We start from the raw sequence: 23319 nt of genomic DNA, 5'->3' as shown, positions 1-23319 counted from the left end.
AGTGCTCTCCTGCTTTTGGACGCCAAAGATCACTCTCGTTGATCTGTGAGCTGGGCGAGCAGTACGGCGTTAACGATTGCTGTCGTGTGTTCGGAATAAACCGCAGTAGCTTTTACGCATGGCGTCAGCGCCAAGGCAAAGTGAGCCCTAAGCGTGAGAAGCTCAAGGCCATGCTGGTCAAGCACCACAGGGCGTCGAGAGAGTCTGCGGGTGCTCGGACCTTGGCTAAGCAGCTGCAAGCCGGCGGGCATGATGTCGGGCGGTTCATGGCTCGCAGCTTGATGCGAGAAGCAGGCATTGTCAGCCGTCAACGCCGGCGCCATAAGTACAAGTCACCCGGCGTGGAAGCTTTGGTGGCACCGCATGTGCTCAAACGCAAGTTTGATGTTACGGCGGTCAATCAGGTGTGGTGTGGAGACGTGACGTACATCAAAGTCGGCAAGCGTTGGCTGTATTTCGCGGCGGTTCTGGACTTGTTCGCTCGCCGGATCGTGGGCTGGTCGTTTTCGATGATCTCCGATGCCACGCTGACCTGCGAAGCCCTGCGGATGGCGATTGAACTGCGCGGTCGCCCAAAAGACGTACTGTTTCACTCCGACCAAGGTTGCCAGTACACCAGCCATAAATTCAGAAATGAACTGCTGGAACATGGACTCCGGCAAAGCATGAGCCGTAAAGGCGAATGCTGGGACAACGCACCGATGGAGCGTTTCTTTGGAAGTTTGAAATCAGAGTGGGTGCCAGAAGCAGGCTACGGATCGGAACATGAGGCCCGAGCGGATGTGCAGCGCTATGTATCGCGCTACAACATCACCAGGCCGCATAGCTACAACGACTATCGGTCACCAGTCGCCAGGGAGAAGTTGGCGGCGTGAAACCTTAATCGGTGTCCAAGATTACTTGACCAGTTCACTGCGGCTCCTAATCCCCGCCAGCGCGGTTGCGTGGTTACTCGCTGACCTCACCCAACCGGACGCAATCCCTCCACAGCCAACGTTTGGTTGACGATGCTCCGACGACAGCAATAGATCTAAAGATGCCGGTCACGAGGACCTGCTTTCGGCCGATTCTGTTGAAACAGTCGGCTTCGAACTCCACGCCAGCAAAGTACGCGCCTGGGATTGAAATCTGAATTTTTGGCAGAAGGTTCAGTACTCGGATTTCACGTAGCTGCGGGAAACAGAGGTGTTTTCATCCATCAATATTCGAGTGTTTTGGGAAAACAGATTTTTTCAACACAATCGGCCAGAAGCGGTCACTTCGTATCACTCGAGATGTCAGAGTCGTATAGAATACGAACATCGCGAAAACCTTCAGCATTCTCTGCCACCCACATCCACAATGGAATCATCCGTGCTAGCAGGCCCCGCCCCAGCTCGGATAATTCGTAGTCGACACGTGGCGGCACCTCGTTGTAATCCTGGCGTGTTACCAAGCCGTCTCTTTCCAACCGGCGCAAGCTACGGGTCAACATCCGCTGCGTCACGCCCCTCATGCGCCTGGCTATCTCCGCATGCCGTAGCCGTCCCGCCACACCTAGTGTGTGAACGATTCCCAGGGACCAGCGATTACCAGCATGGGTGAGAACTTCTCGCTTCAGACCATCATCTTCTGCGCTGAGCCAAAGGCAGAATCCGTTGCGCTCCCAATATAAAATCTTCACTCGGTTGCGGGACTTGTTGAGGACAACGAAAAGTACGGAGTCAAATACTGCGACTTTAATACCGAGCTCGACTAGCGCAGCTAAGCCGTCGATGGACTTTCGTAAGTTGGCCGGCTTGGGGTACAGATATACATTTTCAACTTTGGCATCGGGTCGCATAATAGCGATGCTTGCTCCTGAGGTAATCGGGAGCACAGCATCTGGGATCAGCTCAGTGCTTTGAATGTGGGGTTTATGGAGCGCTTACGCTTCTTCGGTTGAGGATTACTAAGATTTACTGCCCTGGAACTGCTCGCCGGTATCGCATAATTAAACGCGCTATCCATCTTGATGGCCGTAGGGTTTACTGTGAGGCTATAGAACGAACGGAGCAACGATTATGGAATAAGACGATAAACTGATTGAATAAGCCATGCGTGTACTATTGGTAACCTTCCATTTTGATAACCGCAATGCTTGGAAAAGGTTCGACTTCGAGACCATGAGCCGATTGTATGAATATGATTTCATCAACAATCCGGTGAACAAGAACAAATCGATTTGGTTGACGCCTGAAGGGCTAGAGCGCGGTCGACCGATTTTTGGGGTAAGAACTCAAGTGGAGCATATATCCGACTCGGATACCTAATTTCATACCACGGCCATACAGTATGGTGAGGTTTATGGATCGCATACCATACGCCACTCTCACACACCAAAAAAATTTGCGCGTCGGCGCGAGGGTTAACCTTCCACGGGATTAATTGGTCTTCCCCAAAACTCGGAACATCTTTAAGTGGCAAATGATGAAATCACAAAAAACTTACCAGTAACTACAAAAAGTGATTGAGAAGATAAAGGGCCAATCAAATAAATGATTGGCCCAAATCTGGACTAACGCCTCATAAAGTCAAAGATATCGGAAGTATATGAAACCCGAAAACTACCCGAATCGGGAATTATCCCACCCACCGTTGAAATCTCAGAAAAAACAGAAGAAAAAAGATGAAAGTTTTTTTCCACATAAGGGATGAATGCGAATTCAAGTTGATACTCTCCCTGCATTACAACCAAGTGATCAAGTGCAAAATAGCTAACTGTCTTCCCTGAAACTCTAGACTCATTATCACTCAGATAAGAGATATTTAGCTTCTGACCAATCGGACCGTCTATCTCTATAATAGAATCACGTACCTCAGCATTCAAGTGATCCAAACCGAAAAAAACAGATGAGCCTTTCAATCCAGAGAGAACAGCATCCAGATCTTTGAATTTTTTGTTCCAAGCAGACTTCCTTAGACAATAAATAGGCGCTCCAGCCTCTTCATCGCCCAAAGCATTGGAGCTATACAAACCATAAAACTCTCCGCCTTTATCATCAAATACAGAAACCCCCATCAATCGAGTAAATACAATTAGACCGTAACTCCCAAATTCTGCACTCAGAGTGGACACATCGACCATTAGTCGTTTGACCAAGTGCTGCGCAGCAGGTGGCGATATATATTTTCTACTTACGGGTTTATAGGTTGCGTTAAGACCTGAAATATCTTGTTCCCAATATATACTTTCCATCATTCACCACCCTTCATGTCTTTGAGCTTGCCCACGTACTCAGGGTTACCCGATCCTCTACGGTCCACTGTCCAGACGTTAAGTTTTTTATCGATTGCCAAATTTCGTTTAGAGTCGCCCATACCCGACTTCTCGACATGCGCATCGATACCCTGATCCTTCCACCACTTGTCGGATGGGACAGACGTACTTCCGACGGGCGCTTCGGGAATAACGTCAGAATCTGTTTCACCTCCAGAGTCTTCACCTTGCTCATTGGAAGATTCTGATTGAACTGCATCGATATGGACTGCCCCGATAATCAGCGCACCACGGCTAACACCACCTACATAATCATTATTTTTATTGGAAGCGCTCCCCAACCCACTAGCCGATTGAGAACTTGAGAAAACTTTCTGCACAACGTATGTAGCAGTTAGAGCTGCAAATAATGCTGTAATCGCTGGATAAGCGGCAACCAAAAATGGCATCTCTCCAGATGGATCATTATATTTATATGGATTATTGTTCGCATAAGCAAACCGGTTGAAACTAAAAGAATCTCCGACTTTAGGCAAAACCGGATCCACGCTCAAAAACCTTCCAATCTGAGGATCATAATATCTGGATTGCATATAGGTAAGCCCAGACCCCGCATCATTCACATGACCAGTAAATCCAGGCCCACTACCAGATTTATCTAGTTCATTTTGACCATACGGTCGGTACTCAACCTTCTTTTTAATTACTCCAGCAGAATTGCTTTCAAGAACAGGACTTCCCAATAAATCCGTATGGTAATAGGTAACAGTCCCCGCCTGTGCAACACTAGCAATTTGTGCAAGAAGCAAAAACAGGACAACTACTTTTTTTACAAAATACATAAACTAACCTCCACCTAAACAATGAAATTAATTCAATCTACTTCCTTGGCAATTAATTTCTCATTTAGAAAATAGTAGTTTGTAAATTTTCCCGTTTCGGTTATGAATTCAAATAGCAATTTACCTTGAGAGTATCCATACATTGTATTGCCACCTGCCAGTAAATCGTTTTTCAAAACTCGGTTACCAAATGCATCATAGGAGTAAGCTTCTAACCCCATATACCGCTGCAATTGATTAGCCATATTGAACGGCAGCGTATTACCTGATTTCGATATCATATTACCGCGCGAATCGTATTCAAACGTATGTATAGGTTGCCCATCTGTCACTATGGAATTTAGCAAATTACCTGAACTGTAGTTGAATGTTTTAACTGAACCATTTCGAGTAACCTTTCGCAAATTATTAAGCGAGTCATACTCATAAGTTTCATCCCCCCACATTCCAGGTGCAGAGGCTGCTGCCAAACGATTCAAAGCATCATAACTCATACTCTTAGAACGAGTACTACCTGCAGCACTATCCACTAATTTCACAAGATTTGCATTTGGATCATAAGTTAACTGTTGATCGAAACTTATTCCTGAAGGCCCCGTATATGCAAGTCCATTTGTAACCTGCCTTACGTTTTGCTTTGCAAGATATTGAATGGAGTTCCCATAAGTAAAACCTTTGAGTTCGCCGTTTGGAAAATACGAGATCTGAGTTGCCAGATTACCTACTGTAGTCGCTCGCCCTAATGCATCGGGGCTATACTGCAAAAATTTTCCATTTGGATAGGTGATACTGGCTAGGGTACCATTACCGTCATATGCGTATGAAATCCTACTATCAAAACCATTAGCATTAAGAGTTGCGTCTAACAAAAGACCTCTATAATTTCTGTTATAGATCCAACTTACAGTACCGGAAGAAGCCTTTTTAATATTTCCGACTGAATCGTAAGTTAATTTTATTTCAGGCGTTCCGTCAGGATAGACAGTACCGAGGGTTCTATTCATTGAGTCATAGGAGGTAACCATCTTCTGACCTTCTAAAACTTCAGACTGACATCCGGGGCCGGTTAACACTTGACCGTAAGCAGTCCAAACCGCATTTCCCGCAGCGTCATACCCTCTAACGGTGCTCCCGGTTTCCGGTTCACGAAAACGGCACAACCTCTTATATTGATCGTAGTAATATTCTTTCACTGAACTTAGCGCTGCGCCTGCATAAGTTCCCTCTTGAGTGATCGTAGCCGGATTGCCATAAATATCACGCTTGATAGACTGTTTAATTCCACTCCACTGAACTACAACAGGAAGACTATAATCAGGTTTATCTAAAGCTTGGAAAGTCGAAATTTTCGTATTACCACTGGGATCAGTAACTACTGTTTGCAACCCAGAGTTAAACACAGTGCTAGTGAATAATTTTCCAAGTTCCGAATCCTGCTCAACCTTATACTTCCTACTTAAAGCATCATAATAATACCGCACCCCTACATTTAGCGACTTATAGTCAGCAATAGCTGCGTAACTTGGATAGGAAGAGAATATGACATTACCTTTCCAATCATACTGAGTTGATTTAGTTATTGATATACCACTGCCAGCACGGGAAGATGCCACGGGACGCAACCAACCATCATGAAGAACCTCTTCTACAAGCCCACCAGTTGTCTTCGTAGTTTTTAGCGAGCCGCCTACATAGCTGTAAGTGTAGCTAGTATTATTCCATTGCGTAGTGTCGCCTATTGGTTGCGACTCAGAGAGAAGCCAGCCAGACGCATTGTAAGTATAATTTCTCACCGCGCCTGCTTGATCTGTGGCAGAGACCACTTCACCATAACCATTAACACTAACCGTCTTAGATGTGCCATCGGGATAATCTATTCTTTGTGGAACTCCCAACTTATAGTTCGAAAGGAGTGTAGAATGATTATTTCCATCCGTAAAACTCGCCAGTTCCCCCTGAGGCGTCCACGAGTACTTCATTTTCAACAACCCAAACTGGTAACGCGCCAATAAATCTCCATTTTCTGCACTCACTTCATTATTAAAGATCACCTCACCAGTATCTATATTTGTACGAGATACAGGCTGACCTATAATCCACTTACTTTCATTATTATAATAATCAGCACGCTCTCGAAGAGGAACGGTTCCAGGCAATGAGTTTGATCTTGATGTGCTTACAGGCATAGCATAAGAGTTGTATGAATCAACCTTCCAAGTGTACGTGACGCCTTCCTGCTGGATCGTCTTTATTTGTGTAGGCCTTGTCATCTCCATAGGAGCCGTATTAATTGCAGACCAAGCCATAGGAAACGCACCTCTTTTAGGAGAATACGGTCCTAAATTAGATGGCGCATAGGTATATACTTCTGTTTTCAATGGAGCAGCCGCAGCGCTCGATCGCTTTTCGTATTTCTGCAAATCTCCTTCAGTTTCTCCCCAAATATTGCTGTACGTATAACTCTCGACTTCGCCGCTGGGGTGCGTAACAGAGGTAGAAACAGTCGGAGCTGCAGCACCTTCGCTAGTATTTATATTTATTCCCCCAGACCCAACATATGAATATGTAGTAGTATAATTAGACCCAACAGTTGCATCGACATAGCTTTTAGACTGCAGCGCTACTAACCAGTAAGGATTAGGATTATAGTCTGTAACCTCAACTAAATCTGACACAGTGAAAATACAGTGTGGTGGCTGATTTTTACGTACAAACCAAGTCTTCCCGTAACTGTAAGTAGCTACTAGACCACTAGGATGTTTGATTCTAGCTGTCAATCCTCCAGGAAAGCCTCCATTTTCGCCTGAACGACAAGGGTTATCTCCCGCATTTGTTGTACTCAAATAATTTATGTTCTGGATCGGGTGCATTGACAGCTCCCAAGCCCTGCTGTCAGGCAAGAGAACAGATGTCAAAAAATACTTTTTATAAACCTGCCCCTTAGGCACATTCTTGCTTACGATGTTATATGTGTAGTTCCAGGTCTTTTCAGGAACACCTGGGTTGGCGATGCTAATCTTTTGAATCAAAGGTGTTCTTGCTTCTTTACCAAAAACGTCTGCATCTGCCGCAACCCAAGTTACATTTACGCGACGACCATCACTGGCCTCAATAGATTTTAGCTTTTTCGATTCATAGGCAAATGTGAGGCTATTCCCAAACTTATCTTCCATTTTAGTGGGCAAGTATAAGGCTTGATCTCTTTGAATCCATGGCCCAGCCTCAACATAATAATCAGTATTGATATTAGGCATAATTACTTGTTGAGCAACATGAAAATCAAGCCAATCCAGCCAATATTTTGTTCCTTCCGGCGAGATAACTAAGAAAGCTTCGCCCGGCTCACCATTGGCAGTTTTTGCTAGACATGTAACACTCCAACCATCCTTTGTAACTATTGAGACCTTTTTCCCATCAACAGACTTATTTTCTAAACTTTTTAGAAGTTCTTTACTGTCTCCATTCGTCCTAAATTGGGCGCCCCCCCACCAATCCTCCGGTTTCAGTTTATAATATGGAGAATGACTTGCATAAGCACCTACAGGCTTACCAAAACTTGAACAAACAGCGTCTGGGTTACTTCCTTCCGTCCTCCAGCGCCCATGAGACCCTACATCATTATAAACCGGCCCTTTTCCCACCACATTTCTATCACTGGGGACAAATGTGGTAATTCGCGGAAGGTCAAGCTCCCAGTCAGCGAAAGAGTCTCTTACATTGCTACCACTATCGTATTTATCGGAAGCATCAAAAACTCGCGCAATTTCAATATCTAATCCCCGCCCCTTCAGTAATACATCTACCTGCCTAAAACTTAGTTGCCCAGTTTTCGGGTAGTAATTTTCGCCAAATGGATTTTCACCTAGAGGTTGAATGGATCCTCCATTTTTAATTTTTTGAAGCCCCAGATCTTCAGGATGCAATCCAGAATTTTCAGCATAGCTACTTAATGAAATGACAGAAGCGAACACGCTAATAGCAAAGCAAAAAACTTTTCCATACTTCAAGCCAATTTCCATTTTACCGTCCTTGTCCATATCCAAGTACTCAAGCATTGATATACCAGCATTTTTAATTTATTCAGTCGAAATCCATATGCAATCCACTCCTAGAAAAATTAAAATACATAACCACTGGGCTCATTCATACTCTACTGCTAGGTTCAGCTTTTTAAAGCCGAAAAATATTCAAAACACATAAACGCTATTGGTTATCATTAAATATATCATCAGCAAATGCCTCTTCCAAATATTTTGTTACCTTTTACCTAAGTCGTTGAAATATCAAGCTGATGTCGACTCACCGCAGCGAAATTCTGTAAAAATCTGTAATACCAGTTGATTTTTTCCGTCACCAAGATTGCGTGCCCCCTGTAGTGGTCAACTAATCCTGGACACGATTTTAAGTTTTTTCTCGGCCTGAGCCGGTGGCAGCCCATCGTTGAACTCATGCGGTCTAACACAGGTTCAGCGATGCAAAAAAAAATGGCTGATATCAAGTTGTGCTTCCCGTGCAGTTCGATAGCCCAAGGTCGGTAGCCATTCCGTTTTCAAGCTGCGAAATACGCGCTCCGTCGGTGCGTTCCCATCAGTTTCCTCGCCGACTCATACTCTGACGCATGCGGTATCGCCACTATCGCCACTATCGCTGGCGAATGAGTCGGCTTGCATATTGCGATCCCTGGTCCGAGTGGAATAGCTGACCCGAAGGCCTGCCACGCTGCTCGTAAGCCATATCAAGCGCCTTGATCACCAGTTCCGCGTCTGCCTTTCCGATAGCGCCCAACCCACAATTCGACGCTTACACAGATCCAGGACTACAGCCAGGTATTACCCATCGAACTCGCGATTCAATATGTTCGGGATATCGAGTCGTTCAACTGTGGCTCGTTTCTATGAATGTGAGCCGGGTTGTTTACTCACTAAAGCAAGCTCGCGCATCAAGCTGCGCACTTTGAATCGACCAAGTTGTTCACCGTCTTCACGCATCAGTGAAAGGATGCTGCGACTGCCCACAGCATTTCGACTTTGCGCGAACAGCTCACTGACTCGGCTACGCAATCGAAGACATTCAACATCGAGTGGCCGGCGCCGCAGGCGCTGGGCGTAGAAGCAAGAGCGGGTGACCTCAAACAGCTTGCACAGCCAATCAATCGGCTCACGGGCACTCAACCGATCAATCGACGCAGACGCTCGAGATCTTCCGACATCAAGAGCGCAATAACCTTTTTAAGTATGGGTTTTTCTCGCTCAAACCGGGTGATGCTGGCTTCCACCTCCTGAGTTTTCTGCTGCTCTGGGCTCGGCGCCCTGCTCTGAGGATTGACGCCTTGGCGCTCTTTCTGAACCTAGTCAACCCAGCGGCGCAACGCTCACTCGCCAACACCCAGTGAACGGCTGGCTTCGATGTAGCTGTAGTTTTTCTTGAGCACGAGGTCGGCAGCCTCGCGTTTGAATTCAGCAGAAAAGGAACGGCGTTGTTTGGTCATCAGACATCTCGATCTGGCGAGCATCCTCGCCTAAATGGGTGTCCGGTTTCATTAGACCACTACATTGATGGAAGATATCCGGTAGCGGCCTTTGACCAAATGATCGCATCGCTCCCGGGCCTTCCCATAGCTCATAGTTAGAGGGAGCCTTATAAAACGGTTGGAAGCGGATCGATGTGAGGGACAAGTAAAGATGTGTTCGCCAACCGCTTACGTTTTTACTAGAGGCAAGAGAGATTAATACTTCATATTCATCTATGAATAGCGTCCGGCAAAGCAAATGAGGTTTTCTCAACCCATCGATTGAATAATCTCAAAACCTTCCCGAAATCATCGAACACTACGCGCCACTCACTTAGCATCAGCCATAATGAGTCCGCACTACTCACCGCCTTTTAGGCCGTGAACGATTTCACTTCCGAGAAAAGTACTGCATTATTCATTAGCATGATTTTAGTCAGTGCATCGGCATTTGCCGCCTGGTCGGTTAAGTTGTGAATACCTGGACTGTTATACTAGCCAGACATCCTAAGCCCAGCTTGTTGGTCTGACGATGCAAGTTACCACATCATGCTCGCTCTCCCTTTTTAACTCCCAACCTCGACAATTGCCAGCGACTCACGACGACCTCCAAAAGCTCCGTGGATAACCGGCGAAGCAAAAGGAATACGTTTCCAGAGGGCAAGCCCTCAGTATGATTTTTAATCGTCTGACTGCAGGGCATTTGTAAAGCAGGCGTGGACCTCAAGTGTACCATTAGCAAACAAAGCGCCTACAAAATGGTGCGGTTTAGACAATCAAACTGTAATTTAAGAGGGTCTAAACTTTAAAACTACTGATCGTGATGTAATATGAAATTATTGGAAAAGTCATAAAAACCTAAAAGATAAAATTTATAGATTTAAATTTCGGGAATATGTGAATTCTTTTTTCAGGGGATGTGGTTGCATTAGCTGCAACTGCTCTCTGTACTCATCCGTGATTTTCTTCGCCTGGTTACTACCCGAGATAACCTTAGGCGTGATCAAAACGATCAATTCCGTGCGACCTCGATTGCGACTAGTGCTGCCAAAGAGCCAACCAAGCCCCGGGACTTTTCCTAGATAGGGCACGCTGCTGTTACTATCGACACGATTGTCTTTGATCAGGCCCCCGAGAAGGACAGTCTCACCGCTTTGCACTGCAACTTGGGTAGAAACCGCTCGCGTTGAGATGGTAGGATTGCCATTAGCGTCGGTAATGGCGCTCGCATCACTCACTTGCTGCTGCACATCCATGTATACGAGACCACCCGGATTGATTCGTGGTACTACGTCTAAGATGACCCCCGTCTGAATGTATTGCACTGAACTGGTGGTGACCAGAGAACTGCCTGTGTTAATAGTCGTCTGATTGATGGGAATATTGTCTCCCACCTGAATCTGTGCCTGCTGGTTATTCATCACAACCAGAGATGGGGCGGAGAGTACGCGCGTATTACCACTGGCTTCCAATGCACGGATGGCAATCTGCAGATTATTGCTTACAAAAGAGTAAAACAGTGCGTCGGTTCTCCCAAGCGCAGCGCCACCTGCGCCCAAGGCGCCCTGACTTCCAGAAACGTTTTGAATACCGGGCGTCGTCGAATTTCCGGCCAGGTGACCGAGGTACCACTGCACACCCAAATTGAGTGCTCCGGTCAGACTTACCTCAAGGATCCTGGTCTCGATCTGTACCTGCATGGGTAGGCTGTCCAGGCGTTGAATCGCCGAATGAATCTCCTCCCACTCGGTAGGTCGGCATCTCACCAGCAGTTGGTTAGTCGCTTTCTCAGCAGTGATTCTAACCGAGGTGCTGCTATTGTTATTCTCGCTAGGGATAGTGGGCTCATAGGTATCCCCATCTGTATTCTGCGTAACGGTATCACTGCCCGACTCTACTCTTGGGTTGTTTCCCGAGACCATACTGCCCAGGCCACCTTCGCCGGAGATGGTCGAGGCAGCACTATTTAATCCACCGTTGGACCCAGTGTTGGATGAGATTGTCATAGTACGCAGCCCGGGGGCGACCCGAGCCGCGGGGACCTCACTGGTGGGTGCACTGCTATAGATCTGACGTAGGTAGCCCGCAAGGTCGGTGGCTTTCAGGTTGCGCACGTCATATACGTACATTTGTGGTTCGTTGCCGCCGCCCTGATCAATGGTATCGATCCATTGGCTTATTTCATTGAGGTACTCGGGTTGCGCAGAAATCGCAACGATGGCATTGGTACGCGCGATCGGTAAAAACCGCAGCATACCCGCCATCGGAGTACCGCTTTGAGCTCCAAACATGCGATCCAACGCAGGCATCAGGTCGCTCACGCTTGCGCGCTTAAGCCCAAACACGCCGATGGACATGCCTTTGAGCCAATTCACGTCAAACGTATCAATGGTGCTTTGATAGTTGTTGAGCTCTTCCTGGGTTCCGGCCATAACCAGAACATTGCGCGAGGCGTCGATCAGCAAAAACGCATTTTCACGTGCAAATGGCTTAAGCAACTTTTGCATTTCAATTGCCGAGAGGTAATCAAGTATATACATGCGCGCGGTTAGGCCGCCCGGAGGCTGATCAATCGTAAGACGAGGCACCAACTGGCCAGCCACTGCCTGGTTAGCTGGCAGGACAACAAAGCGGCTGCCTTGACGGATCAGGGCGTTGTTGGTCCACGACAACAGGGTTTGCAAGATAGAAAGGGCCTCGCTTGGAGCAACGGGTTTGGATGTGGAAAAAGTCACTTCACCTGTCACGCCTTGAACAATGCTGAAATCCTCCTTAAGAATGTCGCCTAGTATTAGATTGACCACAGTCTGGATGGGCTGATTAGTAAAATTGAGCGAGATGCCATCAGCCCCCACCTGTTTAGGCTGAGCGATTGCTGCAACTTTTCCTGGCGCAACGAAACTGCGATTGCCGCGAATGACCTGCCGTTCCGGCGGTGTTTGGTGCTCGCGTACAGAGGTAACAACAGGTGACGACATCGGTGTATCCGCTACTGAGCGGTCAGCGCCGATCCCGGCCAAACCTTCACGTATCAAGGTGTCTTCGCCACTTGGCTCTTGTTGTGTAGGGGCAACGCACCCATGAAGCACGAGAGCAATCATCAAACAGATTGAGATAGAGCGATAAGCCACGTTGCACTGTCCTTAGTAAATCGTCTTGAGTGAAAGAAATATCGCGGGCATTAGATCAGAATTTGGGCTTCGTACCAGAAAGCCATAGAGTCTCATTTTTACTACCATAAGAGAGTTGAACCTGACGTTCGCTTATCCTGGTTACCTTCCAACCGTTGGGTAACACATCCCCCTCCCTGACCTTGAGTCGGTTTTCGCCTTGCTTGATCAAGACCAAGCGCGTTACCCCCGTCACCGCGATTCCAGTGACCACCATGTCATCAAGACTCGGAACTATCATTGGGGTAAGCGCGGCGAGCGGGTCTGGTAGGCGTAAAGGGTTGAACAATGGCCTTTCCCAAATAGCGGCGTACTCGGTTAACGGTAATGTGGTCACAGGACCAGTAGTCGATACAGCAAACTCGGAAGTTGGCAAGTTGGAGAGTTCGGGCCAAACGATACTGTGAGTGCGACGTAGCCAAAGCGCTATGCACACGACCATCAGAGTACAAACCACGATTGCTAATATTAGGTTACCTTTATGACGAACCAGCATCACCGTTGTACCTCAGAGACGAGAGAGTTCCGTAGGTAACCAGTGATGAGCAACTGCACGCTCAACTGACTGCGACTGCCGTCAGTTGATGCAACCATTTTCCGCAGGCTCATGGACTCAACAATCAGGACTGGATGGCTGTTTTCGATTCGGTATAGCAAGCGCGTGAGTGGCTCAGCTTCACAGCTTAGATTTACATTTATCTTAACCGCAGAAAACCCGTTTTCAGTATTGCCGTTGACGGGCATACGACTTGAGATGGAGCATCCATGCCCATTGGCGGCACTGTATTGCACATAAGTAGCCAAAAGGCCCATCAGTTGGGCTCCTGCCGCTCCGCTGTCGGCGCCTGACAGCAATGTTTGGTCGGCCTGATCCTGAGCCTGGACAGTTGCCAGTTGTTTCTCCAAAATCTCACGCTGGGCTAAAAGCGCCTGGTAATGTTGATAGTTCTCGCGGAGCACCTGAGCTTCCTGATTAATGCCCGACAAGGGTGCAGTGAACCACCAATGTACAAACAACAGATACCCCAGTAGCAAGCTTACTATAGTGAGGGTAACGGCAATCAAACGTTGCTCAAACGGTTTTAAATTAAGGAGCACGCTGCTGGTCCTCTCGCTTAAGGTGAGCGAGCACCGAGAACCGATCCTTGCCAGTTAAAGTATCTGCCTGGATAACTCCCGAAAATCCCGGATTAATCAGGCTATTACAGCTTTTCATCTGAGAGATCAAGCCACTCGCCTGATCACTCTGACCATCAAAGCTGACGTCGCCGGCCGGGTTGACGCTCAACTGCTCTAGCCAGGCATTTGATGGAATGCATTGACTGAGTTCGCTCAACAATCCAATCATCGAATGGGCTAGGGCTTTTCGCCCGTAGACATACTGGCCTTCATCTTGGATAGCACTCAAACTCTGGCGAAGGCTCTGCACTTCTTGGGTCCGATGGCGCAACTCCGTAACATCACTGCGCATCGCGTCCAATTTGTTTTCACGATCCATTACCCACAGATGCATGGCCAACAGGATAAAACTTACACTCATTGCTGCAAGAATTCTGCCGACGCGCCGGCTTGGATCAGCCTTGTCAGCCTGCCAATCGGCGGGGATCAAATCCAATCGCTGTCGGCGGCCATCCCCGTCCAGAATATCGACTGCTGCTATCTTCAGCCCCTTATCGGATAGGGTCCGTAGCATGGCATGAAGGCGGTGCCTAGCTATCACGACGAAATTCACCTGCAGGCTTTTATCAGGACGAATTACGGGACGCTCAAAGTCCAGATATACCTGATCAGCCGTGAACGGCATGTACCGATCCACCTCGTACATCATGATGGCAGACAATTCAGCAGCCGCCGTCGGTGGTAGCAAGATCTGTCGAGTAAGCACGTCATCAGAAGCCAAGACGAGAATATACTTGGCTAAGAGGTTTGAGCGGCGAACTTCTCCGGACTCTACGTTGGTAAGATTGTGGTCCCATAACCCCGCGTCTCGCGAATAGACCAGGACTTCGTTGTCACTTATTACCCACCGCTGCCATTTTTCAGGCAGAAACCCGATCAACTGACCGCCCCACCAACGCATGAACGAAGGCAACGGTGAGGCGTGCCAGTAGTCCAGCAGAGGGCCCAGTCCGAAGCGCAAAATGAGCTTGCTTACAACCGTCGCCTTCCTCATTCCTGCCAACGGAGCACGCGGTAAAGTGGAGCGCCTCCCCCTGCGTAGTCGAGATAAAGCGTGACGTGCAGGCTAGCAATGAAGCCATTTGGCAATTGCCCGCGAGCACTTACAGAAACGACTGAACCTGGATATTTGGAAATGATTAGCTGGTTTGGCAGCCTCAAAGCTGCTCGAATATCGGGCGTAGCAAAAGCCGGGTCAGGTTGAGTCAATCCCGTCCATAGTGTGATGTTAGGTTCTAACTTCTGATAAAGCTCGGAATCCATGCCGTCAAACGCCTGCACTTGTTCAAGGAATTTTACAAAACGACCGGTCGCGCGAAAGCGTCTTAACTGTTCGCTGAGTTGCACGGTCTGCGCGCGGGTTGCCCCCAGATAAAGCAGCAATCGCGAAACGGCTTGAGTATCAGCAAAGTTAATGTCCATTTTGCCACGTTCGCTACGAACCGAGAAAGCCACTTTCACGCCATCAAGAAGCGCCTCGTGATCTCGACCGTCCGCTATCAATGGATAGGCCCCAGGTTCAAGCAGCCCCTCGACGGCCAATGCCAAGCCAGCCTCAGCACTGATCAAAGCATGACTGCGGTCAAGCGCACGACGGCTCTGCTGACTCTCAAGACGCACTACGGCAACCACACCGCCCATCAGCACCGCCAAAAATGCCAGCGCCCACAGGACTATCAACAAGGCCGCTCCACGTTCACGAGTCATTGTGCTACCCATGATTCAGTGTCGAGGTTCGAGCGCAGAGCAACCGTCAGGACAGGCCAACGTATGGGCCCCTCGATATTCAGCTCAATACGGACGTAGTTGGGAAGCCTGTCATGCCAGGGCCAATCCGGTCTCCAATCTGTGGGATGCTGATTGTTGTCCATCCCCCGATAACCCAGGCGCAAACTTTCTACATGATGGAGCAGATATTGAGGCTCTCCCCAGGACTGGGTATCAGAGACATCGGTGGGGGCAAACGTTAACATCAGGTCATGGGCGCCTGAACCATCATCAGTCAATCTTAGAGAATGGATCTTTAAGCCCCCATTAAGGGAGTTGGGCAACGGCGCGATAAACTCAATAGTCTGATTCGCGCCGATGAGCACTTTGCCTTTCCGATTCGCGTCACTATCGAGGGCTATCGCTTGCTGCAATGCCTGGCGTAAAAATTCCTGCGCAGCACGTACCTCGTTTAGCCTCGAAGCATAAAGGTTGGACATCTCGAGCGTGTGGCGACTACTAGTCAAGGCTGAACCGACCAATACAAGCATGATACCGATGAGGGTCATAGCCAAGAGCATTTCAAGTAGAGTGAAGCCTTTACTGTGTGCTTTCATGGCGTCTGCCCGCCGCTGCTAGCTTGTGCACGCAGTGTAGTAAAGCGCTCTTCGCGTATGGCGTCTTTAAGAATCAGTTCCAGCTTGTAGACTTTCACTCTATCAGTACTGCGCATTACCGTGCTGACAAGTTTCCAGCGCACACCACTTTCATTACCTTGCCACTGGCCGACCTTTACTGCTCCGCGCGCATGCCCATCAAAAATCGATCTGGCTGTGAGAGCCAAGTAGGTGGCTTCGTCATTTTTTAGCAATGACTTAGTCGCCGAGCCCATCGCATTGAACACAATGAAAAAGCCGATCGCCAGCAGCGACACCGCGGCCAAAAGCTCCAGCAATGTGAAACCGTTTTGGCGCGCGCGGGGAGATAGACGCCCATTCATAAGGGGGAGAGCTCACGCCAGACCGCCACGCCTGTAAGCCAAGCCACGTCAATACGCCATTTACGGCCACCACGTTCCAGATAGACATTGCCGCCACTGGATGCACCGTCTGGATAGAAAGTAAAAACGGCCTCATTTGACAGGATGCCCGCTGCTGAAGTGACTCGCATGTTGATGCCGGAGGGAAGGTATTGCGCACGCGCCCCTGAAACCTCAAAACTCTTATTGACAACATCCAGACGAACGTACGCTGCTCGACCTTCAGATATTGCCAATGAACGAGCGGTGCGCAACGCCAAGGTCAGGTCGCGCCCCGCCTGCCGATCTCTGGATGCCGACGAACCATGGTTTATGCTCAAGGCCAACAAGCTCATGCCGACGACCATTATCAGCATCACGGCAAGCATTTCCAACAAAGTAAAGCCTTGCATTCCACGCCTGCGCGCCACCGTGGTTACTCCCAGTTGCCAAGATCCGCGTTGTACCCTTCCCCGCCAGGCTGACCGTCTCGCCCCAGAAAGATCAGGTCAAAAGGTCCATGTTCGCCGGGTGCGCGGTAAGCGAAGGGATTGCCGAATGGGTCTTGCAGGTCACTCGGTTTGGCATAAGGACCGGACCAGTTTTTGGCTGTCGCTGGCGTGTTGATCAGATCGGCAAGGCTCTTGGGTGGGGAACCGACATCCATGGCGTAACTTTCGATTTTCATCGACAGGCTGGCCATCTGTGCCTTACCCGCACCGTACTTGCCTTTCTCCACGTTGCCACCAACCTGGCGTACCACAATTGTCGCAACGATGCCTAGCAGCACGATGACTGCCAGCATCTCCAGCAAGGTAAAACCACGATGGTGACGGGGCGAGGAGAATGTTTTTCGCATGATGTTCAAATCCAAATTAGATGTTGCTCGTAAGACTCATCAGCGGGAGCATGATGGCGAGCATGATGAAGGCCACCAAGGCAGCCATGACCAATGTAAGACAGGGGACCAATGCAGCGAGCAAACGGTCGATGCTGCGCTTTGCCTCTGTATCGAAAACCTCCGCAACCTTGAGCAACATCTCATCAAGCTGTCCTGATTCCTCCCCGACCTCGATCATCTGCAGCGCTAGGTCAGGTAGCACTTTCTGAGACGCCAAAGCGATCGACAAGGTGCCGCCATTTTTGACTTGGATGCCGGCGTGTTCGATGGCAGATTGCACCGCGCGGTTGTTGCAGACTAGGCGAGCAATACCAAGCGTAGTCAAAAGCGGCACCCCTTGGCTTAGAAGCGTCCCCAAGGTTCGCGCCAGTCGAGCCGTTTCGAGCATCTGCACCAGAGGACCCAGGCCGCCGGAGCGCAGCATACGGCGATCCCATCTAAGTCGTGCCGCAGGGACGCGAAATCGGCGAGCTCCAAGCATCCCTAATACAATAAAACCAATTAGCAAATAAAGCCCGAAGTCACCCAAGAACTGACCCATTTGCAGCACTAACTGAGTGATGATGGGGACCGGAACCCCCAGCCCGTCGAATATCGGGATGAACTGCGGCACCACATAAGCCATCAGCAACACCAAAGAACTCAACACACCGATCAGCAGAAACGCCGGATATATAAGCGCGTTGGTGACCTCTCCCTTGAGCGCATGAGCCCGCTCCAGGTAAAGGGCTAATTGCTTGAGCGTATCACCTAAGCCGCCCCCCGCTTCGCCCGCCTTAACCATGCTCAGATAAAGCGGTGTGAACTGTCCTTTTTCTTCCGAAAGGGCAAGCGACAGTGCTCGACCGTCCTTCACTCGATTCCTGACGCGTGTAACGAGTTCACCACCAGGCAAGTTACTTGGTTGGCTTTGCAAAATAGACAGGCTCTTGTCCAGCGGTTGGCTGGCGCCAAGCAGCGTGGACAGTTGGTGAGTGAACTGGACAAGTTGTCGACTGTTTAGAGGACCACGCTTGAACAGGCCCCGGAGTCCAAATCCCGACGCGGTTTGAGCAGAGGAGACCTCCATAATTATCAGGCCACGCGCTTGCAACATGACTGTCGCAGCTTCCTGAGTGGCTGCTTCGACTTCTCCTTGTTCCCGTCGGCCGGCAGCATCAAGTGCCCTGTATCTGTACTGGGTCATCATCACTCTCCGCGTGTCACTCGCATCACTTCTTCAAACGTAGTGAGGCCCATCAAGGCTTGTCTCAAACCATCCTCAAAGAGTGTGCGCAAGCCCTCCTCGCGCGCAGCCTGCTCAAGCACCGTAGCGCTTACTCGTTCAGTCAACAAAGCGCGCAGAGGATCGCTTAGAACCAGCAGCTCGGTGATTGCATTTCGACCACTGTAGGCAAGGCTGTCCGGCACACCCTCGCGAGGTCGCCACAGTTGGATAGGCCTTACAGCGGTAAGTCGGTCCAAACCGTAAAGTGCTATGAATTCGGCAGAGGGTTCGAAGGGCTCACATACCTCTGGTACCAGCCGACGCACCAATCGTTGTGCCAAGATTGCATTAACGGTGGATGCGATGAGATAGGGTTCCACTCCCATATCCAACAACCGGGTGATGCTCGCAGAAGCACTGTTAGTGTGCAAGGTCGATAAAACCAGGTGGCCGGTCAACGATGATTGAATGGCGATCCGGCAGGTCTCAAGGTCGCGCATCTCCCCGATCATGATCACGTCTGGGTCCTGACGCACGATTGAACGCAAAGCACCCGCAAAATCCAGACCGATGGCGGGTTTGACCTGTGTCTGATTTATCCCGGTGATCTGATACTCAACCGGGTCTTCCACCGTGATTATCTTGCGCTCGGGTTTGTTGAGCCTTGATAGAGCCGCATAAAGAGTCGTGGTCTTACCCGAGCCGGTAGGGCCTGTGACCAGAACAATGCCGTGCGGCCGTTCCAACACATCTAAAAATCGCTGCAGGCGATCACCGTCAAAGCCAAGGCTCGGAAAATCAAGCGAAACGGTCTGCCTATCAAGAAGCCGCATAACCACCGACTCACCAAAGCTTGTAGGCATCGTTGAGACGCGCAAATCTAGATCCTTCCCCTGAATGCGCAACATGATCCGTCCATCCTGAGGCAGCCGGCGCTCAGCGATGTCCAATTTGGCCATGATCTTGACTCTAGAAATAACCGCAGCCGAGGAGCTTGACGGCGGTGCTTCCGACTCGTGTAGCACCCCATCAACCCGATACCTGACCTTCAGGATATCCTCAAATGGCTCAATATGGATATCGGACGCGCGTAGCTCGACTGCCCGCTGGATCACCAGATTAACCAAGCGAATTACCGGAGCTTCTGAGGCCATGTCCTTGAGGTGTTCTATATCGTCTTCACGATCATCGGCTTGAACCAGACTTTCAGTGAGCGTCCCCATCATTGATCGTCCTTGGCCGTAGAACTGCTCGACCAGTAGCTCGATTTCGCTCGGGAGCCCCACCGAGCATCGAGCTTTACGTTCAGTGGCGTATTCCAGAGCTTTCACCGCGGACACCTCCGATGGATCGGCTACCAGGAGGTGAACCTCTGCGTCATCCCATTCTACAGGCACCATGCGATGCAGCTTCAAGAACCGTGCAGGTATAGCAGGGGGACGATCAGCTAGTTCTGAAAGCTCCGCTGAAAAAACTACTGGAATACCACAAACGGTAGACCACGTGACGGCGAGGTCCTGCTCAGAGACCATGCCAAAGCGCAGCAACAGCTCTGAAACACTTTGATTGAGGTCATTCGCCTGCGCCGTTTGGACTCGCTCTGCGTCAGAGGGCCTCAGAATTCCCTTAGCTAAAAGCGTTCTTATGATAGTTTTATCGTGAGTTATTTTTAATTTATCAGGTGTCAATGGCTAATCTCTTTCTGACATAACGTTATGTGCCCCCCCCCACCTAACAGACATACCTAAGTTAGGCAACTAATGATGCTCGTATCATTCTTCCAGCATAGGCACTCCAAACCTCCCTACGAAGCCATCCGCATCGCTTGTCGAGATAACGACATGCTTTCCCGAGGAGATCTGTGTACTAGGTAACTTGGCGGCTCCCGCCCGATCGGCAATTTGGCAGGGCTTTCCAGCCTTCACTTGATCGGATAGGTGGGCCGGGAATTGTGCCTGGGCGGGTGGCAAACAGAAATCGTCCCGGCTTTAGTTTCGGAGATCGGCCTACCGAGCGACGACCAGGATGAAACGCCAGTGTCGTGAAGCAATCACTGGCCCTCCTTCCCGAGGTCCGGTCCCAACAGAAAGCGGCTCATGAAGTTATGCGCTTGAACCGACTAAACTGCCGCCCGCTGTCTGGCCTCTTCTCGCGCCTGGAGCTGCAGTTCAAGCTGGGCTTGGATCTCTGTATACAACTGAGCCCGTTCGTTATCGCGGTCAGCTACTGTCACCACTAGCGAGTAGGGCTCTTTGTCCAAGACGTCCGGGTGATTCCACTCCCGATCTTGACGAACCACGACGACAAACCATTTCTCAGCAGGATTGCGTTGCTTGAAAGTCCACTTGGATGACTGCACCGTACCGCGACTTCTCAGTTGAGCGGAGATATCCCGGTTCGGCTCGGCGTCGTCCCTACGTGTTTCATTTTCCTCCTGCTTGTCCTTGTTGAAGTAGGCCTGCACCTCGTCCAGTGAAGCCCCTTTGACCAAACGGAAACTGATCTGGGTCGCAAGATAATCCAGGCGAGTGGTACGCACTGCCGGCGAGTAGGCCAGCGTGACGCACAACTCCCTCAGACCCCGCGTCTTGCGCAGGTAGGTAGCAGGAAGAGGCAGTTCATAAAACTGGCACGCATCCTTCTCGATGCTCTCTTCGCACATCAATACAACGCATTGATCCGAGGATCGGAACAAGTCACTTTCACTCACCTGGCCGTATCCACCCACATCGCGGGAAATCTCGCGGTTGTAAGTCGCTTTATTGGCTTTGTAGCCCTTGCGCATCTCCTCCGAGAAAGTGCTCTCCACCTCGCTCGACAGGGAGGCATGGTTCACGAGCATGGCTCGCAGAAGATTGGCTGAAGCCTCCGGGTATTCATTCAGCAGACGCCCTGCCAAGTGAGTGATGTAAGGCGCAGAGAAACTGGTACCACTGAGTTCCTTGAACAGCGTATTGCCTTGGAACTGATAGTTCATCGTCAGCACGCCCAGACCGCGCATGTCGGTCTTCCACTGCTGATTGTTGTAATGCACCGGACACGCCAGGTTGCCACCATGAGCGACTAACTCCGGCTTTAGAGCCCCTTTCACCGACGGGCCATGACGGGTGAACGGTGAGGGTTGATTCTCCGATGCTGGAGACAGCTGATGGATTTCGGGGTGACGCTGACTGTCGAAAGTGGCGTCGTGGCGGGAAATGCTGCCAACGGTGAGCACATTTAACGCAGGTGCCGGGTCAATGATGACACTTCGTTCGTGCAGAAGGTATTCCGGATACTCTTCTCTCCAGCTATTCAAGGGTACGGCCGGGTCCTCAGAGCCCATGAAGTTGCCGGTTGAAACGACGAACAGCACGTTGTGCTTACGCGCAAGCACATCGAGGATGTAGGCCAGACCACGAATGTGTGTACCATCGTAAGGAGCGTTGGTGTTTCCCAAGGATAAATTGAAGATGCGGCAGCCCAGTCCCACAAAGTGCTCAACGGCTTCTGTCAGAGTCGCTTCTACCGAGTGCTCGTCATAAATAGCATTGTGGGTATCTGGGCATTTGCGCATGACCTTACCGTTGTAAAGCCAGATTTGCGGATTCCAAAAATTGCTTCGATCACAGGCTTCCACGTCGCCATAAAGCGCAATGCCAGCGACGGCTGTCCCATGGCCTGCCTCATCGAATGCGTCCTGACCCGCCACGAATGACTCACTTTCTGCAATGGCCGATCGAAGCAACGGATGGTTGGTGTTGATACCGCTGTCCAGGATGCACACACGCGCCGCATTGTCGGCCGGGCGTGGAATATTTGCAGGGATCTGAGCAATGTCGCGGTTCAACTGCGGGTAAGAGATGCCAGTCTGGGGAATGAGGTCGACCATGCGCACGTCGCTATGGTTGAGCAGCCCTTGTGCTTGAGCATCGCTCACCTCGACGCGGTACATCACCAAACTGTCGAAGTTGAGCTTGTGGATGGTCTTGATGCCGTTGTCCGCCAGCCACTTTTCGAATGCGGCGCAAAGGCGAATGCGTGCCGGATGATTGGTGACGTGGTGTGGCCAGAGTTCGACGTCCAGTGTGAATATTTCAGAGTCTGGAAGGCCAATATGACGTAAGGCCCAGCTTTTGCGGTCCTCAGCGGACCACGCATCGATACCCTCGATGGCTTCCAGAATCTGCTTGTAGCTAACATTCTGCCCGAGCACGCCCAACTTGTTCAGGTGGTCTTGAAAGATGGCTAGGCCGGCCTCGGTCGCGAACACCACGCAAACCTGCTTGCCCTCCTGACTGATGAATTCCAGGCCATGCTTCTGGAGATTCTCAAAAGTCATCGCGCCGTCGTACTGCAACTTGAATACAAAGGGGGAGTTTTCAGCAGACTTGTGCTGCTTTTCAGCAACACCCGCTGCCGTCGCAAAATAGCCATTAAGCTTCTGGCCATGCCCCCGCAAGTCATCACGTTTGGTGAACTTAGGGGGATTTTTCGTCCGACGACGATTGTTCAGGTTTTCGCGCTCAAAACTCAGATGCTTGTAAGTTGCCAATTCATCGTCCTTGA

The 23319-nt window shown here is 49.9% G+C and carries 16 protein-coding genes and 3 pseudogenes; 2 read left to right on the top strand and 17 right to left on the bottom strand.

The window, feature by feature from the left end; translation table 11 throughout:
- Positions 1 to 35: 35 nt before the first annotated feature.
- Positions 36 to 875 (top strand): annotated as a pseudogene (locus AC3ISR_RS05950) (IS3 family transposase); the annotation flags it as partial.
- A gap of 380 nt (positions 876 to 1255) precedes the next feature.
- On the opposite strand, the gene AC3ISR_RS05945 reads toward AC3ISR_RS05950, so the two are convergent.
- The gene (locus AC3ISR_RS05945; protein WP_489324833.1) at positions 1256 to 1657 is read right to left on the bottom strand and encodes a winged helix-turn-helix transcriptional regulator; all 402 of its coding nucleotides are present in this window, start codon (positions 1655 to 1657) and stop codon (positions 1256 to 1258) included.
- Positions 1631 to 1822 (bottom strand): annotated as a pseudogene (gene tnpB, locus AC3ISR_RS05940) (IS66 family insertion sequence element accessory protein TnpB); the annotation flags it as partial. The gene AC3ISR_RS05945 and the pseudogene tnpB, both read right to left, overlap by 27 nt.
- A gap of 253 nt (positions 1823 to 2075) precedes the next feature.
- Here tnpB and AC3ISR_RS05935 point away from each other — a divergent pair.
- Positions 2076 to 2291 (top strand): DUF6429 family protein, encoded by a 216-nt coding sequence (locus AC3ISR_RS05935; RefSeq protein WP_489324612.1) that lies wholly within the window; start codon positions 2076 to 2078, stop codon positions 2289 to 2291.
- A gap of 245 nt (positions 2292 to 2536) precedes the next feature.
- Here the strand turns inward: AC3ISR_RS05935 and AC3ISR_RS05930 are convergent, their stop codons facing one another.
- The 15 genes and pseudogenes from AC3ISR_RS05930 to AC3ISR_RS05860 all read right to left on the bottom strand — a co-directional run bounded on the left by AC3ISR_RS05930 (position 2537) and on the right by AC3ISR_RS05860 (position 23305).
- Positions 2537 to 3220 carry a hypothetical protein gene (locus AC3ISR_RS05930; protein ID WP_489324611.1) on the bottom strand — a complete coding sequence of 228 codons (684 nt, stop codon included), beginning with the start codon at positions 3218 to 3220 and terminating at the stop codon, positions 2537 to 2539.
- The gene (locus AC3ISR_RS05925; protein ID WP_489324610.1) at positions 3217 to 4080 is read right to left on the bottom strand and encodes an RHS repeat-associated core domain-containing protein; all 864 of its coding nucleotides are present in this window, start codon (positions 4078 to 4080) and stop codon (positions 3217 to 3219) included. Before AC3ISR_RS05925 ends, AC3ISR_RS05930 begins: the two co-directional genes overlap by 4 nt.
- Positions 4081 to 4112: 32 nt before the next feature.
- Positions 4113 to 8099, bottom strand: coding sequence for an RHS repeat domain-containing protein (locus tag AC3ISR_RS05920; RefSeq protein WP_489324609.1), 3987 nt, complete (start codon positions 8097 to 8099; stop codon positions 4113 to 4115).
- A 360-nt stretch (positions 8100 to 8459) separates the two neighbouring features.
- Positions 8460 to 9568, bottom strand: a pseudogene (locus tag AC3ISR_RS05915) (DDE-type integrase/transposase/recombinase).
- Positions 9569 to 10461: 893 nt separating this feature from the next.
- Positions 10462 to 12690 carry a type II secretion system secretin GspD gene (gene gspD / locus AC3ISR_RS05910; RefSeq protein WP_489324832.1) on the bottom strand — a complete coding sequence of 743 codons (2229 nt, stop codon included), beginning with the start codon at positions 12688 to 12690 and terminating at the stop codon, positions 10462 to 10464.
- A 564-nt stretch (positions 12691 to 13254) separates the two neighbouring features.
- Positions 13255 to 13857, bottom strand: a complete 603-nt coding sequence (gspM, locus tag AC3ISR_RS05905) for a type II secretion system protein GspM (protein ID WP_489324608.1) — start codon at positions 13855 to 13857, stop codon at positions 13255 to 13257.
- Entirely contained in the window at positions 13847 to 14818 is a 972-nt protein-coding gene (gene pilM, locus AC3ISR_RS05900; protein ID WP_489324607.1) for a pilus assembly protein PilM, read from the bottom strand. Before pilM ends, gspM begins: the two co-directional genes overlap by 11 nt.
- 110 nt (positions 14819 to 14928) lie before the next feature.
- On the bottom strand, positions 14929 to 15645 hold the full coding sequence (locus tag AC3ISR_RS05895; protein WP_489324606.1) for a hypothetical protein: 717 nt from the start codon (positions 15643 to 15645) through the stop codon (positions 14929 to 14931).
- Positions 15642 to 16262, bottom strand: coding sequence for a prepilin-type N-terminal cleavage/methylation domain-containing protein (locus AC3ISR_RS05890; RefSeq protein WP_489324605.1), 621 nt, complete (start codon positions 16260 to 16262; stop codon positions 15642 to 15644). Before AC3ISR_RS05890 ends, AC3ISR_RS05895 begins: the two co-directional genes overlap by 4 nt.
- Positions 16259 to 16645 (bottom strand): type II secretion system protein, encoded by a 387-nt coding sequence (locus tag AC3ISR_RS05885; protein WP_489324604.1) that lies wholly within the window; start codon positions 16643 to 16645, stop codon positions 16259 to 16261. The genes AC3ISR_RS05890 and AC3ISR_RS05885 overlap by 4 nt, the downstream gene beginning before the upstream one ends.
- A complete protein-coding gene (locus AC3ISR_RS05880; protein ID WP_489324603.1) occupies positions 16642 to 17076 on the bottom strand; it encodes a GspH/FimT family pseudopilin in 435 nt (144 codons plus the stop codon). The genes AC3ISR_RS05885 and AC3ISR_RS05880 overlap by 4 nt, the downstream gene beginning before the upstream one ends.
- Before the next feature lie 23 nt (positions 17077 to 17099).
- Positions 17100 to 17522, bottom strand: coding sequence for a type II secretion system major pseudopilin GspG (gspG, locus tag AC3ISR_RS05875; protein ID WP_489324831.1), 423 nt, complete (start codon positions 17520 to 17522; stop codon positions 17100 to 17102).
- A gap of 16 nt (positions 17523 to 17538) precedes the next feature.
- Positions 17539 to 18750, bottom strand: coding sequence for a type II secretion system F family protein (locus AC3ISR_RS05870; RefSeq protein WP_489324602.1), 1212 nt, complete (start codon positions 18748 to 18750; stop codon positions 17539 to 17541).
- 2 nt (positions 18751 to 18752) lie between these two features.
- The gene (gspE, locus tag AC3ISR_RS05865; protein ID WP_489324601.1) at positions 18753 to 20459 is read right to left on the bottom strand and encodes a type II secretion system ATPase GspE; all 1707 of its coding nucleotides are present in this window, start codon (positions 20457 to 20459) and stop codon (positions 18753 to 18755) included.
- A 431-nt stretch (positions 20460 to 20890) separates the two neighbouring features.
- Positions 20891 to 23305 (bottom strand): S8 family peptidase, encoded by a 2415-nt coding sequence (locus AC3ISR_RS05860; protein WP_489324600.1) that lies wholly within the window; start codon positions 23303 to 23305, stop codon positions 20891 to 20893.
- Positions 23306 to 23319 lie beyond the last annotated feature (14 nt).

Source organism: Pseudomonas sp. GL_117 (assembly GCF_057835125.1).
This window is presented reverse-complemented; position numbering and strand designations above follow the sequence as displayed.